This is a genomic window from Enterobacter sp. DTU_2021_1002640_1_SI_PRY_ASU_LCPMC_013 (assembly GCF_032389435.1).
GTDB classification, from domain to species: domain Bacteria; phylum Pseudomonadota; class Gammaproteobacteria; order Enterobacterales; family Enterobacteriaceae; genus Enterobacter; species Enterobacter hormaechei_C.
In genome coordinates, this window is record NZ_CP135594.1 from 4,524,494 (window position 1) to 4,539,884 (window position 15,391).

The following is a 15,391-nucleotide window of genomic DNA, read 5'->3' on the forward strand; positions in this document are numbered from 1 at the left end:
TTATGCCTCACCAAGGTATGCGCGGATCACGTCCGGGTTGTTGCGGATCTCTTCCGGCGTGCCGTTTGCCAGCGGCGTGCCCTGGTTTACCACGTAGATACGGTCCGAAATGCCCATCACCAGCTTCATGTCATGCTCAATCAGCAGGATGGTGGTGTCGTGATGGTCGCGCAGCTCGGCAATCAGCTCGTCCAGCTCTTTGGTCTCTTTCGGATTGAGACCTGCCGCTGGTTCGTCGAGCATCAGGATCTCCGGCTGGGTCACCATACAGCGCACGATCTCAAGGCGACGCTGATCCCCGTAAGCGAGGTTGCTCGCCTGACGGTTAGCGTGCTGGAGCAGGCCGATACGGTCGAGCCAGGTCGCGGCGCGGTCGAGCGCCTCCTCCTGCGTGCGGCGAAAGGCCGGGGTTTTCAGCAGGCCGGAGAAGAGGCCGGTTTTCAGCTGCTGATGCTGTGCCACCAGCAGGTTCTCAATCACCGTCATCTCGCGGAACAGACGCACGTGCTGGAAGGTACGCACCACGCCCATGCGGGCAATCTGCTGGCCCGGCAGCCCTTCCAGGTGCTGGTCACGCAGCATGATGGTGCCGCCCGTCGGCTTATAGAAGCCGGTCAGGCAGTTGAAGACCGTGGTTTTCCCCGCGCCGTTCGGGCCAATCAGGGAGACGATCTCTTTCTTATGCAGATCCAGATTTACGTTGTTGACCGCCAGCAGGCCGCCAAAACGCATCATCAGGCCGTTAACGGATAATAAAGGCTTCATGCCTGCTCTCCTTTCGCCTGTGTGCGTTTCAGCTTCAGCTGTGGACGGGTCATCGGCAGCAGACCCTGCGGACGCCAGATCATCATCAGCACCATCAAACCACCCAGCATTAACATGCTGTATTCGTTAAAGTCGCGCATCAGCTCGCGGGAGACCACCAGCAGGATAGCCGCGAGGATCACGGCGAACTGCGAGCCCATTCCGCCGAGCACCACAATCGCCAGCACAAAGGCGGATTCGGCAAAGGTGAACGATTCCGGGCTGACGAAGCCCTGACGCGCGGCAAACAGCGTTCCGGCGAAACCGGCAAACGCGGCGCTGATGGTAAACGCGGTCAGCTTGATGCGGGTCGGGTTCAGGCCCAGCGAGCGGCAGGCAATTTCATCTTCGCGCAGCGCTTCCCACGCGCGGCCGAGGGGCATGCGCAGCAGACGGTTGATCACAAACAGGGTAATCACCACCAGCAGCAGCGCCACCAGATAGAGCCAGATCACGCGGTCGGACGGGTCGTACTTGATGCCAAAGAAGTTGCTGAAGGTGTCCCAACCGCCTTCGCGGGCGGTACGGCTGAACTCCAGGCCGAAGAAGGTCGGTTTCGGGATCTGGCTGATGCCGTTCGGGCCGCCGGTCACTTCGGTATTGTTGAGCAGCAGAATACGGACGATTTCGCCGAAGCCTAAGGTCACAATCGCCAGATAGTCACCGCGCAGGCGCAGCACCGGGAAGCCGAGCAGGAAGCCCGCCGCGGCAGAGACCAGCCCCGCCAGCGGCAGACAGGTCCAGAAGCCGAGGCCGTAATAGTGGTTCAGCAGCGCGAAGGTGTACGCGCCGATGGCGTAGAAGCCGCCGTAGCCCAGCACCAGCAGGCCAGACAGCCCCACCACCACGTTCAGACCGAGCCCCAGAATCACGTAGATCATGGTCAGGGTGGCAATATCCACCGTCCCACGCGATACCATGAACGGCCACGCCACGGCAGCCACCAGCAGCGCCACAAGGAACAGCTTCTGTTTCACCGTTGTACCGTCGATCGCCGGCAGGACGAATTTCGGCCCGGAGACGTTTTTCAGCGTCTTCTGGAACAGCGGACGCAACAGCTGGAACAGGAACACCACAGCAGTGCCGATAAACACCCACTGCCAGCGGATGTCGGGAGCGGTATCCACCACCAGCTTCGTGCCGTCCAGTCCTAACTGGACGCCCATAAAGACGCCCGCCAGGACGAAGAACATGGCGGCAGAGAGCAGCGCCATCGCAAAATGCATCGGTTTCATACTTTCTCTACCTCCGGACGGCCCAGAATACCGGTAGGCATTACCAGCAGAACCAGAATCAGCAGGGCAAACGACACCACATCTTTATATTCGGTGCTCAGGTACGCCGAGGAGAGCGCTTCGGCCACGCCCAGGATCAGGCCGCCGATCATCGCGCCCGGAATGCTGCCGATGCCGCCCAGTACCGCCGCGGTGAAGGCTTTCATCCCGGCCATAAAGCCGATGTACGGGTTGATTACGCCGTAGAACTGGCCGAGCAACACGCCAGCCACCGCCGCCATCGCTGCGCCGATCACGAAGGTCAGGGCAATCACGCGGTCGGTGTTAATCCCGAGCAGGCTCGCCATCTTCAGATCTTCCGCGCAGGCGCGGCAGGCGCGTCCCATGCGGGAGTAGCGGATGAACAGGGTCAGGGCCAGCATGGCAATAAAGGTCACAACCCAGATAACCAGCTGCATGGTGGTGATGGTGGCAGAGAAGTTTTCGCTGGCCCCCACAATCCACTGGCCGTTAAACAGGCTTGGCAGCGCTACGTCGCGTGAACCTTCGGTCAGGCTGACGTAGTTTTGCAGGAAAATGGACATACCGATGGCGGAGATCAGCGCGATCAGGCGTTTGGAGCTGCGCACCGGCCGGTAGGCCACCCGTTCAATACTCCAGCCGTAGGCGCTGGCAATCACAATCGCGCCGACAAACCCGGCGGCGACCAGCAGCCAGCTGCTGTCGATGCCCATCATCATCAGCGCGGCGATAATCATAAAGGAGACGTAGCTACCGATCATGTACACCTCGCCGTGGGCGAAGTTGATCATGCCGATAATGCCGTAAACCATCGTGTAGCCGATGGCGATCAGCGCGTAGGTGCTTCCCAGCGTGACGCCGTTAAACATCTGCTGCAAGAAGTAGAGAAACTGCTCGGACATAAGAAAACCTTTTTATACCCGCCCGGTGAGCCGGGCGGTGGGATGATTATTTGGCGACCGAGGAAGACCCGTCGGCGTGCCACTTAAAGACACCAAACTCAAATCCCTTCAGATCGCCTTTCTCATCCCAGTTCAGCGGCCCAATCACGGTGTTCGCCCCGTGTGCTTTTAAATCTTTCACCAGATCCAGCGGCTCTTTACTGCCGGTACGGTCCAGCGCGGTGGCCAGAGACTGCACGGCCGCGTAGGTGATCCAGACGTACGGACCGCTCGGATCTTTCTTCTGCGCCTTGAGCGCATCCACGATAGCCTTATTCGCCGGATCCTGGTCATAGCGTTTTGGCATCGTCACCAGCATGCCTTCGGCAGAATCGCCCGCGATGTTGGACAGGGAGGCATTACCGACGCCCTCAGGCCCCATAAACTGGGTTTTCAGGCCGGTGGCGCGCGCCTGGCGCAGCATCTGCCCCATTTCCGGGTAGTAGCCGCCGTAGTAAACGAAGTCGATATTCTCTTTTTGCAGGCGGGCGATCAGCGCGGAGAAGTCTTTTTCACCGGCGGTAATGCCGTCGAAGAAGACGATGTTCGCGCCGCCTTTTTTCAGGCCATCCTGCACGGAACGCGCCAGGCCTTCGCCGTACTGCTGCTTGTCATGGATGATGGCGATACGCTGCGGCTTAACGGTTTCGAGGATATATTTGGCGGCGGTTGGCCCCTGAGAGGAGTCCAGACCGGCGGTACGCATGATGTGCTGGTAGCCGCGCTGGGTCAGTTCCGGGTTGGTGGCACCCGGGGTGATCATCAGAATGCCTTCGTCTTCGTAGATATCAGACGCAGGCTGCGTGGAGGAAGAACACAGGTGCCCGATGACGTACTGGATACCGTCGTTAACGATTTTATTGGCGACCGCGACGGCCTGTTTAGGATCGCAGGCGTCGTCATACTCCACGCCTACCAGCTTGTCGCCTTTGATGCCGCCTTTGGCGTTGATATCTTTGATGGCCTGACGCGCGCCGTTGAACTCCATGTCACCCCACTGGGCAACAGGGCCGGACATCGCCCCCACTACCGCAACTTTAATGTCGTCTGCCATAGCGGCATGCGAGATCGACAGTGCGACCATCCCCGCGATTAACGTCTTCGCGTTCCTTTTCATCTCTGAATCCCCATTCGTGATGTCATGTTTATATTTTGTTTTATTATGGTTAAAAAGCATTCTGTACTTTTTATGAACAACGCTATTTTTACCAGTGCCTTTAATGGTTTAGCGCAGTTTTTTGTCAAAAACCAGACTAAAATCTCTATTTTTCAGGCGATTAAGCAAAGATAATATTCTGAAATCAGGCGGAGATAAACAAATAAAAGCGCGGTTTGCAGCATAAAATAACGGTACAAAGCGCCGAATAAATCACTGCCCTTCAGGTTAAAATTCTGCTTATTTTTCGATCCATGTGTTTTCAAACTGCCCATCGCGCTGCCAAAAAACTAATCACCTGGTAAATGGGAAGAAAAAGAGAAAGCGCCTGAGCAAATAAATTGAGTACACTGGCCCTACTCTTTTTGATTTGGACAAGCAGCTAATGAAACTGACTATCGTGCGTCTGGTGACCTTTAGCGACCAGGATCATATCGACCTGGGCAAGATCTGGCCGGAATATTCCCCTTCATCGCTGGCCGTCGATGAAAACCACCGCATCTATGCCGCGCGTTTTAATGAACGTCTGCTGGCCGCCGTCCGCGTAACGCTGAGCGGCACGGAAGGGGCGCTGGACTCCCTGCGCGTGCGCGACGTGACCCGTCGTCGCGGGGTCGGGCAGTATTTGATTGAAGAGGTGATCCGCGAAAACCCGAGCGTAACCTCCTGGTGGATGGCCGACGTGGGCGTAGAGGATCGCGGCGTGATGGCGGCGTTTATGCAGGCGTTAGGGTTTACGGCGCAGGCGAACGGATGGGAGAAGCGCTAAAAGAGAGCCGGGGGCGGCTGCGAGGTGCTCATTGTAGGCCCGGTAAGCGAAGCGCCACCGGGCAAAAGAGGGCTAAGCGGGCTGATGCCCTCACCCCGGCCCTCTCCCACGGGGAGAGGGAGAAAACATCAAAAAAGGCAACTTGCGTTGCCTTTTTGCGTTTATTTTGCGTCAGTCGCCGTGCCGTTGGCATGCCAGTCAAACACGCCGAACTCGAAGCCCTTCAAATCGCCCTTCTCATCCCAGGACAGCGGCCCCATCACGGTTTCCACCGAGTTCGCTTTCAGCCAGGTGGCAATCTCCGCCGGATCGGCTGACTGGTTCAGGCCCGCTTGCAGAGACTGCAACGCTGCGTAGGTGGTCCAGACGAACGCACCGCTTGGATCCTGTTTCTTCGCCTTGATGGCATCGACAACAGGTTTGTTCGCAGGCACCTGGTCGTAGTTCTTCGGCTTGGTCACCAGCAGCCCTTCAGCGGATTCACCCGCGATATTAGACAGGGAAACGTTCGCGACACCTTCTGGCCCCATGAACTGCGTCTTCAGACCCGCCGCACGTGCCTGGCGCAGGATCTGCCCCATTTCCGGGTGGTAGCCGCCGTAGTAAACGAAATCGATATTTTCTTTCTTCAGACGCGCGACCAGGGTCGAGAAGTCTTTCTCACCGGCGGTGATACCGTCAAAGAACACCACGTTGGCGTTCGCTTTTTTCAGGTTATCCTGCACCGCACGGGCCAGGCCTTCGCCGTACTGCTGTTTGTCATGAACAATCGCGATGCGCTGTGGCTTCACTTTTTCCACGATGTATTTCGCGGCGGTTGGCCCCTGATCGGAGTCCAGACCGGTGGTACGCAGGATCAGCTTATAGCCGCGCGCGGTCAGCTCTGGCGCCGTCGCGGCCGGCGTGATCATCAGAATGCCTTCGTCTTCGTAGATGTCAGACGCGGGCTGGGTGGAAGAGGAGCACAGGTGACCAATAACGTATTTGATCCCGTCGTTTACCACTTTGTTCGCCACCGCGACCGCCTGTTTCGGGTCACAGGCATCGTCATATTTTACGATTTGCAGCTTTTCGCCCTTGATGCCGCCCTTGGCATTAATGTCTGCAACCGCCTGTTCCGCGCCGGTAAATTCCTGGTCGCCATACTGTGCTACCGGACCGGACATCGCGCCCACCACGGCCACTTTAATATCGGCCTGCGCCATAGTGCTGAATGCCAACGCGATACATCCTGCCAGTAACGCTTTACCCTTCATGTTCATCCTGAGATTCCCCATTATTATGGTTATAACGATTGTTGTGATGTTGTTGTGTAGCGCTTTATTTCAGTTATAGGCGTGCTGTTCGCGCTTTTTCAGCATACTCTGCTAAAACATACCCCATTTTTATGATTTTGGAATAGCTAATTTGAAATGTATATATGCTAAGCCCGACAGAGATTTCCGTCGGGCTTCTGGCTTTAACGAGTCAGCGCCGCAGAGATAATGTCCAGTGCCTTGCGGAACTGAACCTCAGGGATGGTGAGCGGATACAGGAAGCGGATGACGTTGCCATAGACGCCGCAGCTCAGCAGCAACAGCCCTTCCTGCAATGCACACGCTTGTACTTCACGGGTGAACTCCGGTGACGGCTGTCCGGTTTGCGGATCGGTAAATTCCACCGCCACCATCGAGCCCTGCCCACGGATATCGGCGATATACGGACAGCCATCCTTCGCTTTATTCAGCACCTCGACCAGATGATGCCCGAGATGCGCCGCGCGGGTGCAGAGATCGTCCTCGTCAATCACGTCCAGCACCGCATGGGCCGCCGCAATCGCCAGCGGGTTACCCGCGTAGGTTCCGCCCAGCCCGCCCGGGGCGGGCGCATCCATCACCTCCGCCCGGCCAGAGACGGCAGAGAGCGGCATCCCACCCGCCAGGCTTTTCGCCATGGTGATCAGGTCCGGCTTCACGCAGTGGTTTTCCATTGAGAAGAGTTTGCCGGTACGCGCGAAGCCGGTTTGTACTTCGTCGGCAATCAGCAAAATTCCGTGGGTATCGCACAGAGCACGCAGCGCCTGCATAAAATCAGCGGGCGCGACGTTGAACCCGCCCTCGCCCTGAACCGGTTCAATAATGATTGCCGCCACCTGATCGGGCGCGATATCGGCTTTGAAGATGCGCTCCAGGCTTTTTAGCGCTTCGGCGGTACTAACCCCGTGCAGGCTGTTGGGGAATTGCGCGTGGTACACCGAGCCGGGGAACGGGCCGAAGCCGAGCTTATAGGGCGCCACTTTGCCGGTCATCGCCATGGTCATAAAGGTACGGCCGTGGAACGCGCCGCCGAAGGTGATAAGGCCGGGACGTCTGGTGTACGCGCGGGCGATTTTCACCGCGTTTTCGACCGCTTCCGCCCCCGTTGAGAAGAAGGCGGTTTTGGCTGGCCCCTCTATGGGTACGCGCTGGTTGATGCGCTCGGCAAGCGCCACATAACCTTCATAGGGGACGATTTGATAAGCGGTATGGGTAAAGGCGTGAAGCTGTTTTTCGATGGCGGCGATAACTTTAGGATGGCGATGCCCGGTATTCAGCACGGCGATCCCGGCGGCAAAATCAATATACTCGTTACCTTCCACGTCCCACACCGTGGCGTTTTCGGCTTTATCGGCATAGAAGTTACACATGACGCCGATACCGCGCGGCGTCGCCTGTAAACGCCGGTCGTTCAGTTCGTTATTTTTCACCCTGTCACCCTCTGAAAGTCGCCTGCTTAGCGCATCAGTAAGTGTTTGCCAGGGGGAAGAAATTCGCCAGAGCGGGCGCTAAAAAAACAGAACCCCCGAATTTGCATTCGAGGGTTTTTATCCTTCATATTTCAAGCCGCAGGTGCGTTGGCTGCTCTCGTTCACCCGAATCACTTACTGATGTAAGCTCATCGGGATTCACTCGTTTGCCGCCTTCCCGCAGCCTGAACTATTTCGGCTAAAGGTGTACTTCGCGGAAATTACGCTTCGATAGCGGCGCGAAGTTTTTTCATGGCGTTCTTTTCAAGCTGACGCACACGTTCAGCGGAGACGCCGTAGCGGTCAGCCAGTTCCTGCAACGTGGACTTGTTATCTTCGTCCAGCCAGCGGGCACGGATGATATCCTGGCTACGCTCGTCGAGGCCTTCCATCGCGAAGGTCAGCTTGTTCGCCGCCTGGTCTTCCCAGTTATCCTCTTCAATGCCGTCAGCAAAGTTAGAGGTTTTATCCTGTAGATACAGAACCGGGGCCATCGGCTGGCTGTCGGACGCGTCATCGTCGGCAGACATATCAAACGTCATGTCCTGTGCGGCCATACGGGATTCCATCTCGCGGACGTCTTTGCTGGAAACGCCCAGCTCGCGCGCCACCATTTCCACTTCATCCTGATTGAACCAGCCCAGACGCTGCTTGGTTTTACGCAGGTTGAAGAACAGTTTGCGCTGCGCTTTCGTCGTGGCGACTTTCACAATACGCCAGTTACGCAGGACGTATTCGTGAATTTCCGCTTTGATCCAGTGCACGGCGAAGGAGACGAGTCGCACACCCACTTCCGGGTTAAAGCGACGTACCGCCTTCATCAGGCCAATGTTACCCTCCTGAATCAGGTCCGCCTGCGGCAGGCCGTAGCCCGCATAATTACGAGCAACGTGAACAACAAAGCGCAGGTGAGACAGGATCAGCGTTTTAGCTGCTTCCAGATCGCCCTGGTAATGCAGCTTTTCAGCAAGCTCCTTTTCTTCCTCAGCCGTTAACATCGGCCAGGTGTTCGCAGCCCGGATGTAAGATTCCAGGTTACCAACAGGGGCTAAAGCTAAAGTTTGCATTTCTTTGGTCATTCATTCCTCTCAATGTTTCTTCTGGTCCAGGTTGTCCCCGTCAGGCAACAACCATGCCAAAGCGTTTGAGCAACGAGATTAGCATTCACTCTTTTATCAGACAGTGATTTTATCCACAAGTTCCAGGTGCAACAGTGAATAAATTACGCACAAAATGTGACATGAAGATGATTACAGGGGAAGAGACAACAGGGACGCTTTCCCTGCAAGCGAACATCTCGGTGCAGGGAAAGATTATATCACGCTTTTATTAGTCGGGAGTAAAGTGGCGTAAATGTTGAACCGTTGCCAGCCATGCCGCCACCCAGCCGATCATGGAGCACACCAGCAGCAACAGCAGGCACTCATCGAACCCTAAGCCACTGATATCAAACTTAGTTCCGAAAACCTGCGCCACTTCAGTCACGGCAGACGACAGCCGCATCACCAAAATTTCTGACAATATCAATGAAAGAAATGCACCAGAAAAACCTAATAACGCGCCGCCGTAAAGGAACGGGCGGAGGATGAAACCATCCGTTGCGCCAATCAGTTTCTGCACGTTGATGGTATCGCGACGGGCGAAGATGCTCAGGCGCACGCTATTACCGATGACGAGGAACACCGCCGCCACCATCAGCACGCCGATCATCGCCGACACGCGTCCTACCAGCCCGGTCAGGGCGGCAAGACGGGCAAACCAGCTGTCGTCCATGCGCACTTCATCAATCCCGTTAATGCGGGTAATGCGGTCACGCAGGGTGTTGAGCGAATCCGTGCCCTGGAAATCGAGTTTCGGGATCACCACCGCCACCGCGGGCAGCGGGTTCTCTTCAAGCATATCCAGCGCGCCGCCGAATCCGGACCAGTTGCGGAACTCACCCAGCGCTTCATCGCGGGAAAGATAGTTCACCTTCTCCACGCCCTGCTCGGCCTGAATCTGCCCCACCACCTGAGCCGCCGCGTTATCGTCGAGGGCTTTATCCAGATAAACGGTGATCTGCGGCGACGGATAGTACTGGGACGCCGCCTGGTTTACGTTTTTGTAAACCATGTAGCAGACGCTGGGCAGCGTCAGGGAGATGGCAATCACCATCACCGTCAGGAACGTCGCCAGCGGTTTGCTTTTCAGATCCTGCAACGCGCCCTGGAAGGCGTACCGCACCTGCTCGTTAAAGACGTTGGTTTTGCGGGAGTTCGGTTTCGGTGCCGCTTTGGCACGCTTAGGCGCATTGCGATTGCCGTCCCCGCCGCCCTGAGGCTTGCGGAAACGGTCAAACCGGTTGCTGAACTGCCGAATCTGGTTCATTGCATCACGCTTATTCACCGTGGCCTCCGTGCAAATGCCCGTCGCTCAGGGTCAGCATGCGGTACGAACGGCGGGAGATCAGCCCCATGTCGTGCGTCGCCATCAGTACCGTGACCCCCACGCGGTTAAATTCCTCAAACAGACGCAGGATCCCTTCAGAGAGGGCATCGTCCAGGTTACCGGTCGGTTCATCCGCCAGCAAAACGGCAGGCTTGTTCACTACCGCGCGGGCGATACCCACGCGCTGCTGCTCACCGCCGGAGAGCTGGATCGGGAAGTTCTTCGCTTTGTCCAGCAGCCCGACCTTATCCAGCGCCGCCGAAACGCGACGGCGGATATCATCGTAACTGGCGCCAGCAATAATCAGCGGGATCGCGACGTTATCGAAAACCGTGCGATCCATCAGCAGGTGGTGATCCTGGAAAATCATGCCAATCTGACGACGCAGGAACGGCACTTCACGGTTCTTAAGACGGCTAATTTCATGGCCGCTGAACCAGATTTTCCCGGCGCTTGGCCGCTCGATCCCACAGATCAGCTTGAGCAGGGTACTTTTCCCCGCGCCGGAATGGCCGGTCAGGAATGCCATCTCGCCTGGCTGGAGGTGGAATGTCACCCCCTGTAGCGCTTGTCTCCCGCCGAGATAGGCCTTGCTGACGTGTTCAAAGCGAATCATTGTTAGTCCTCTCGGGCAAATAGTGCCTCAATAAAGTCGTCCGCTTTAAACGGACGTAAATCCTCAATACGCTCGCCCACACCGATGTAACGGATAGGAATGCCGAACTGGTCGGCCACGGAGAAGATCACCCCGCCTTTCGCGGTACCGTCCAGCTTGGTCAGCGCGATCCCGGTCAGTCCTACCGCTTCATGGAACAGTTTCGCCTGGCTGATGGCGTTCTGTCCGGTGCTGGCGTCGATAGTCAGCATAATTTCATGCGGTGCATCTTCGTCCAGCTTCTTCATGACGCGAACGATTTTCTTCAGCTCTTCCATCAGGTGCGATTTGTTCTGCAAACGCCCTGCGGTATCCGCAATCAGCACGTCCACGTTACGCGACTTCGCCGCCTGGATGGCATCGAAAATCACGGACGCGGAATCCGCGCCGGTGTGCTGGGCAATGACCGGTATATTGTTGCGCTGGCCCCACACCTGAAGCTGTTCCACCGCTGCCGCACGGAAGGTATCGCCCGCCGCCAGCATCACCGATTTGCCCTGCTGCTCAAACTGGCGCGCCAGCTTGCCGATGGTGGTGGTTTTGCCCACGCCGTTGACGCCAACCATCAGGATAACAAACGGCATTTTGCCTTCAATATTAAGCGGTTCGTCAACTTTTGCGAGAATTTCACCCATCTCGTCTTTCAGCAGGCCGTACAGCGCCTCGGCGTCACGCAGCTGTTTGCGGCTCGCCCCTTCGGTCAGGTTGGCGATGATCTTCCGGGTGGTTTCCACGCCCACGTCCGCAATCAGCAGCTGCTCTTCCAGCTCCTCAAACAGATCGTCGTCGATCTTTTTGCCGCGGAACAGACTGATAAATCCGGAACCTAAGTTTTCTTTGGTTTTGAGCAGGCTGCGCTTCAGGCGCGCGAAGAAACCTTCTTTGGTCGGTTTTTCCTGCTCCTGAACGATCTCTTCTTCGGCCTGCTCTTCCACCGGCACGACGATGACCGCTTCTTCAGCCGCTTCCGCCGCCAGCGCCTGGGCTTCCAGCTCTTCGTCGGTCAACTCTGGCTCAAGGGCCGCTTCTTCTTCCACCGCCTCAACAATTTCAACGGTTTCCGCTTCGGCCTGCCACTCTTCGGCAGAAACCTCTTCAGCTTTCACCTCTTCCGGCAGCGGCAGCTCTTCGTGTTCGATAGTGGCCTGCGGCGCTTCGTTAAGGGTTTCAACGATAACCGGCTCTGGTTTTTCGCTCTCCTGAACCTGTTCAGTAACCTCAACCACCTCTTCGGCAAAGGATTCAATCTCTTCTTTGCTGTGGGCTGGCTCTTCCGCTTCGACAACCGCAGCGGTTTCGACAGGCGTTTCAGGCTGTGACGGCTCTTCTACAACCTGCTGTTCTTCGGTTTTCTGTTCTGTTTCTTGCTCTTTTTCACCGAAACCCAACCAGGAAAAGAAGCCACGTTTTTTTTGTTTTGCCATCTGCGACTACACTCCTCGCGGCGCTATATACAGGGAAGCTAAAAAAATGATGAAATAGTCTAACACTTTACTTAATTGACATCACCGCCCGCAATCGCAGGGCAATGGTTAACAGAGCTTTCCTGAGATGAAGAAACCCACCCGCGCCCCGGCCGGTCAAATTCGCATTATCGGCGGACAGTGGCGAGGCCGGAAATTACCGGTGCCGGACAGCCCCGGTTTACGCCCCACCACGGACCGCGTTCGCGAGACGCTGTTTAACTGGCTCGCCCCGTCTATGGTAGACGCCAACTGCCTGGACTGCTTCGCCGGAAGCGGTGCATTGGGGCTGGAAGCGCTGTCGCGTTATGCCGCCAGCGCCACGCTGCTGGAGATGGAGCGCGGCGTCGCGCAGACGTTGCAGCAAAATCTGGCTACGCTGAAGGCAACCAACGCGAAAGTGGTGAATACCAACACGCTGAGCTTCCTCGCCCAACAGGGGACACCCTTCAACGTGGTGTTTGTTGACCCGCCGTTCCGTAAAGGGCTGCTGGAAGAGACATTATCGTTGCTGGAAAAAAATGGCTGGCTGGCAGACGACGCGCTGATTTACGTTGAAAGCGAAGTGGAAAATGGCCTGCCGCCCGTTCCCGTTCACTGGGATCTACACCGCGAGAAGGTCGCCGGCCAGGTGGCTTATCGTCTGTATCACCGTCAGGCACAAGGAGGATCCGATGCCAGTACTGATTAACGTAGGGCGCGTACTGATGCTGGGCGTCTGGGCATTTTTGATTTTGAATCTGGTGCACCCGTTCCCGCGTCCGCTGAATATCTTTATTAACGTGGCGCTGATTTTTACCGCGTTCATGCATGCCTTGCAGATGGTGATGCTGAAAAACGGTCTGCCGAAAGATGGCCCACCGATGACCGGCTGGCAGCAGCTGCGGGTGTTTATTTTCGGCGTGTTTGAGCTGCTGGTGTGGATGAAGAAGTTTAAGGCGCAGGTGAAGAAGTAAGGTGCGCTATTGCCCGGTGGCGCGCAGCGAGCCGGGCCTACGTAACACCATCACTGTGACGATACGCCGTCCAGCTGGTCATTCAGTTTTTTGATATCTCTGGCTCTTGTTTTAAGCAGGTATTTCACCTGCGTGCAAATCTCTTCCGTTTTGGTGTAATACGTTCCCGAAAAGGGCCCTGGACGTTCACATAAGACATAGTTGGTTCCCAGGGGATAAAATATGACGATAAACGAGAGTAGCATGCCAATAATGAATACTACACCGAAATAGTGATAAGCAAGGGTTATTCCTTTCGCCAGGAGCTTGGGAGCCTGAAGGTTTTTCGTAAAAAACACAAATACAAACACAAATGCAAAATAACAAAGAGCAGGAATGAATAGCATGCCAATAAAGGAGCCCCAAAAATAATAAACAATGCTTCTTGATTCAACCAAATCAATGACATCAGGCATACTCGTATAGTAAGCCAACCATATAAACCCACAATAGAAAGTAATAACCAGAAATAAAAAACATCTTTTTTTTATGTTATCAAAACTAATTTTAACGCCCATATCAGTAATTCCCATGGGAAAATGAATTTCCATATACCGAGTTTCGAGCGTTCCATGCTGCGATTTTTTGCTGCCCTTGCAGCGCATAAGCAATAATTACACCTAATGCAACCACACAGACTATTTGTCCCCAAACCGGAACAGCTGCACTCGCTATAAATGGTGATATAGCCAACGAGGAAATACTCCAAACCAATCTCGAAACAAAAATACCCACAATCACTTTCGCCACATCCATCGTCACATTCCCCCTCACTGCGTCGATACGCCGTCCAGCTGGTCATTCAGTTTTTTGATATCTCTGGCTCTTGTTTTAAGCAAGTATTTTACCTGCGTGCAAATCTCTTCCGTTTTGGTGTAATACGTTCCCGAAAAGGGCCCTGGACGTTCACATAAGACATAGTTGGTTCCCAGGGGATAAAATATGACGATAAACGAGAGAATGTTGCCAATAACAAATCCTGCCCCCATAACGTGAAAGCCAATGGTAATTCCTTTAGCAACAAACTTGGGTGGCCGCATTTTTTTCGTAAAGGTCACGTATGCAATAACTAAAACAAAACAACAAGAAACCGGAAAAACAAACAATACAAAAAACGATCCCCATAAAAAATAAACAATACTTCTTAATTGAATGAGTTCGACTATGGCTGGCACGCTCGCTTCATAACAACCCCAAGTGATACCACTAAATAAGATCAAGCAAAAAAAACAACCACATCGTGTCTTTATTTTATCGAGATTGATGTTAATGCTCATATCAGTAATCCCCCCGGTAAAATGAACTTCCATATACCGAGTTTCGGGCGTTCCACTCTGCAATTTTCTGCTGCTCTTTCAGCCCCTTTCTCAGGCAATCTATAAGTTCATTTGATAATTTGTACTTTTTATCGATAACATTCAATGCAGAAGCAATAATTATACCTAATGCAACTATACAAACTATTTGCCCCCATACAGGAACAGCCGCACTCGCTACAAATGTTGATACGAACCACACAGCCCCCCTTCCAGCCAATCTCGAAACAAAAACCCCCACAATAACTTTCGCCACATCCATCGTCACATTCCCCAGGAATGCGGCGACGTCATGGTCAGATTTGAAGATCAACTCAACCAACCGCCAGCATGCGGAAAACCAGATGCAGAATCGGGCTCCTGACATAATGCCGTTTTGAAACCCGACGCTACCAATGCCAACCTCAAGCACTTTGGGATGATTAATCCGGTAACGGGTTCCGTTAAGAATGCGTCGCAGAGAAGGGTAGCCCGTAATCTTCACATACATTTTTCCCTGATAAGCATACTGCGTTGCTTTGATCCCAAGACCTTTTAAAGTAAAAACAATCTTTCCGGCCTGCTGATAAGAAAATAGCTTCGACAGATTCTTAGTCGCAGAAACCGTCTCTTTGATGTTACCGGCATAGGTAGTAGAAAAGCCAACAGGCTGACTACCTAACAAATCGTCAATCACACCCTGCGCCTCGTCAGGCGTGAGCAGCATAATGTGGTTGGCATTGTTGCCCAGGCTATTTTTCAGCTGCTTGATTTCATTTTCGAAACGCAAATTACGCTGCCAGTTATTTCCTCTGAGAATATCTTCACGATGATCCCCTATCCAGTCATTATAACCTTCCATCATG

Annotated in this window: 17 protein-coding genes; 3 read left to right on the forward strand and 14 right to left on the reverse strand. The window is 54.7% G+C overall.

The genetic code is table 11. The features are described 5' to 3' along the window. Genes livG through livK form a run of 4 tightly spaced genes read right to left on the reverse strand, consistent with a single transcriptional unit; the run spans nt 1 to nt 4,118 of the window. On the reverse strand, nt 1-765 hold the full coding sequence (gene livG / locus RS584_RS21690; protein ID WP_003861544.1) for a high-affinity branched-chain amino acid ABC transporter ATP-binding protein LivG: 765 nt from the start codon (nt 763-765) through the stop codon (nt 1-3). Next, nucleotides 762-2,039 carry a high-affinity branched-chain amino acid ABC transporter permease LivM gene (locus tag RS584_RS21695; RefSeq protein WP_003861542.1) on the reverse strand — a complete coding sequence of 426 codons (1,278 nt, stop codon included), beginning with the start codon at nt 2,037-2,039 and terminating at the stop codon, nt 762-764. The genes livG and RS584_RS21695 overlap by 4 nt, the downstream gene beginning before the upstream one ends. Next, a complete protein-coding gene (gene livH / locus RS584_RS21700; RefSeq protein ID WP_015571470.1) occupies nt 2,036-2,962 on the reverse strand; it encodes a high-affinity branched-chain amino acid ABC transporter permease LivH in 927 nt (308 codons plus the stop codon). Before livH ends, RS584_RS21695 begins: the two co-directional genes overlap by 4 nt. 46 nt (nt 2,963-3,008) lie before the next feature. Further along, nucleotides 3,009-4,118, reverse strand: a complete 1,110-nt coding sequence (gene livK, locus RS584_RS21705; protein ID WP_023295547.1) for a high-affinity branched-chain amino acid ABC transporter substrate-binding protein LivK — start codon at nt 4,116-4,118, stop codon at nt 3,009-3,011. 424 nt (nt 4,119-4,542) lie between these two features. On the opposite strand from livK, the gene panM reads away from it, so the two are divergent. After that, complete coding sequence (gene panM / locus RS584_RS21710) at nt 4,543-4,926, forward strand: aspartate 1-decarboxylase autocleavage activator PanM (RefSeq protein WP_003861532.1); 384 nt, start codon at nt 4,543-4,545, stop codon at nt 4,924-4,926. A 161-nt stretch (nt 4,927-5,087) separates the two neighbouring features. On the opposite strand, the gene livJ is transcribed toward panM, so the two are convergent. From livJ to ftsY, 6 genes are all read right to left on the reverse strand, one after another. After that, nucleotides 5,088-6,188 carry a branched chain amino acid ABC transporter substrate-binding protein LivJ gene (gene livJ, locus RS584_RS21715; RefSeq protein WP_015571474.1) on the reverse strand — a complete coding sequence of 367 codons (1,101 nt, stop codon included), beginning with the start codon at nt 6,186-6,188 and terminating at the stop codon, nt 5,088-5,090. 197 nt (nt 6,189-6,385) lie between these two features. Further along, entirely contained in the window at nt 6,386-7,651 is a 1,266-nt protein-coding gene (locus tag RS584_RS21720; RefSeq protein WP_315748613.1) for a 4-aminobutyrate--2-oxoglutarate transaminase, read from the reverse strand. A gap of 260 nt (nt 7,652-7,911) precedes the next feature. Beyond that, on the reverse strand, nt 7,912-8,769 hold the full coding sequence (gene rpoH / locus RS584_RS21725; protein WP_000159624.1) for an RNA polymerase sigma factor RpoH: 858 nt from the start codon (nt 8,767-8,769) through the stop codon (nt 7,912-7,914). A 250-nt stretch (nt 8,770-9,019) separates the two neighbouring features. Beyond that, entirely contained in the window at nt 9,020-10,075 is a 1,056-nt protein-coding gene (gene ftsX, locus RS584_RS21730; RefSeq protein ID WP_017384126.1) for a permease-like cell division protein FtsX, read from the reverse strand. Further along, nucleotides 10,068-10,733: a cell division ATP-binding protein FtsE gene (ftsE, locus tag RS584_RS21735; RefSeq protein ID WP_006812284.1), complete on the reverse strand. Its 666-nt coding sequence runs from the start codon at nt 10,731-10,733 to the stop codon at nt 10,068-10,070. Before ftsE ends, ftsX begins: the two co-directional genes overlap by 8 nt. Before the next feature lie 2 nt (nt 10,734-10,735). Beyond that, the gene (ftsY, locus tag RS584_RS21740; RefSeq protein WP_150326135.1) at nt 10,736-12,196 is read right to left on the reverse strand and encodes a signal recognition particle-docking protein FtsY; all 1,461 of its coding nucleotides are present in this window, start codon (nt 12,194-12,196) and stop codon (nt 10,736-10,738) included. A gap of 127 nt (nt 12,197-12,323) precedes the next feature. Between ftsY and rsmD the strand changes: the two genes are divergently transcribed. Together rsmD and RS584_RS21750 are read left to right on the forward strand one after the other, a co-directional pair. Then, entirely contained in the window at nt 12,324-12,926 is a 603-nt protein-coding gene (gene rsmD / locus RS584_RS21745; protein ID WP_015571477.1) for a 16S rRNA (guanine(966)-N(2))-methyltransferase, read from the forward strand. Beyond that, the gene (locus RS584_RS21750; protein ID WP_015571478.1) at nt 12,910-13,191 is read left to right on the forward strand and encodes a DUF1145 family protein; all 282 of its coding nucleotides are present in this window, start codon (nt 12,910-12,912) and stop codon (nt 13,189-13,191) included. The genes rsmD and RS584_RS21750 overlap by 17 nt, the downstream gene beginning before the upstream one ends. A gap of 50 nt (nt 13,192-13,241) precedes the next feature. Here RS584_RS21750 and RS584_RS21755 read toward each other — a convergent pair whose 3' ends face one another. The 4 genes from RS584_RS21755 to RS584_RS21770 are packed head-to-tail and all read right to left on the reverse strand — an operon-like array spanning nt 13,242 to nt 15,390. Then, on the reverse strand, nt 13,242-13,763 hold the full coding sequence (locus RS584_RS21755) for a DUF1240 domain-containing protein (protein WP_226875968.1): 522 nt from the start codon (nt 13,761-13,763) through the stop codon (nt 13,242-13,244). Further along, nucleotides 13,750-13,986 (reverse strand): hypothetical protein, encoded by a 237-nt coding sequence (locus RS584_RS21760; protein ID WP_128772100.1) that lies wholly within the window; start codon nt 13,984-13,986, stop codon nt 13,750-13,752. Before RS584_RS21760 ends, RS584_RS21755 begins: the two co-directional genes overlap by 14 nt. A gap of 14 nt (nt 13,987-14,000) precedes the next feature. Next, on the reverse strand, nt 14,001-14,507 hold the full coding sequence (locus tag RS584_RS21765; RefSeq protein ID WP_062938454.1) for a DUF1240 domain-containing protein: 507 nt from the start codon (nt 14,505-14,507) through the stop codon (nt 14,001-14,003). A gap of 1 nt (nt 14,508) precedes the next feature. Beyond that, nucleotides 14,509-15,390 (reverse strand): hypothetical protein, encoded by an 882-nt coding sequence (locus RS584_RS21770; protein WP_226875967.1) that lies wholly within the window; start codon nt 15,388-15,390, stop codon nt 14,509-14,511. Nucleotide 15,391 lies beyond the last annotated feature (1 nt).

Excerpts from the sequence above, each read along its gene's own strand:
- RS584_RS21750 (WP_015571478.1), top strand. The coding sequence starts at position 12,910 with ATGCCAGTACTGATTAACGTAGGGCGCGTACTGATGCTGGGCGTCTGG.
- ftsY (WP_150326135.1), bottom strand. The coding sequence starts at position 12,196 with ATGGCAAAACAAAAAAAACGTGGCTTCTTTTCCTGGTTGGGTTTCGGT.
- rpoH (WP_000159624.1), bottom strand. The coding sequence starts at position 8,769 with ATGACCAAAGAAATGCAAACTTTAGCTTTAGCCCCTGTTGGTAACCTG.
- RS584_RS21765 (WP_062938454.1), bottom strand. The coding sequence starts at position 14,507 with ATGAGCATTAACATCAATCTCGATAAAATAAAGACACGATGTGGTTGT.
- panM (WP_003861532.1), top strand. The coding sequence starts at position 4,543 with ATGAAACTGACTATCGTGCGTCTGGTGACCTTTAGCGACCAGGATCAT.
- livJ (WP_015571474.1), bottom strand. The coding sequence starts at position 6,188 with ATGAACATGAAGGGTAAAGCGTTACTGGCAGGATGTATCGCGTTGGCA.
- livK (WP_023295547.1), bottom strand. The coding sequence starts at position 4,118 with ATGAAAAGGAACGCGAAGACGTTAATCGCGGGGATGGTCGCACTGTCG.
- livG (WP_003861544.1), bottom strand. The coding sequence starts at position 765 with ATGAAGCCTTTATTATCCGTTAACGGCCTGATGATGCGTTTTGGCGGC.
- RS584_RS21760 (WP_128772100.1), bottom strand. The coding sequence starts at position 13,986 with ATGGATGTGGCGAAAGTGATTGTGGGTATTTTTGTTTCGAGATTGGTT.
- rsmD (WP_015571477.1), top strand. The coding sequence starts at position 12,324 with ATGAAGAAACCCACCCGCGCCCCGGCCGGTCAAATTCGCATTATCGGC.
- ftsE (WP_006812284.1), bottom strand. The coding sequence starts at position 10,733 with ATGATTCGCTTTGAACACGTCAGCAAGGCCTATCTCGGCGGGAGACAA.
- RS584_RS21755 (WP_226875968.1), bottom strand. The coding sequence starts at position 13,763 with ATGGGAATTACTGATATGGGCGTTAAAATTAGTTTTGATAACATAAAA.
- RS584_RS21770 (WP_226875967.1), bottom strand. The coding sequence starts at position 15,390 with ATGATGGAAGGTTATAATGACTGGATAGGGGATCATCGTGAAGATATT.
- RS584_RS21695 (WP_003861542.1), bottom strand. The coding sequence starts at position 2,039 with ATGAAACCGATGCATTTTGCGATGGCGCTGCTCTCTGCCGCCATGTTC.
- livH (WP_015571470.1), bottom strand. The coding sequence starts at position 2,962 with ATGTCCGAGCAGTTTCTCTACTTCTTGCAGCAGATGTTTAACGGCGTC.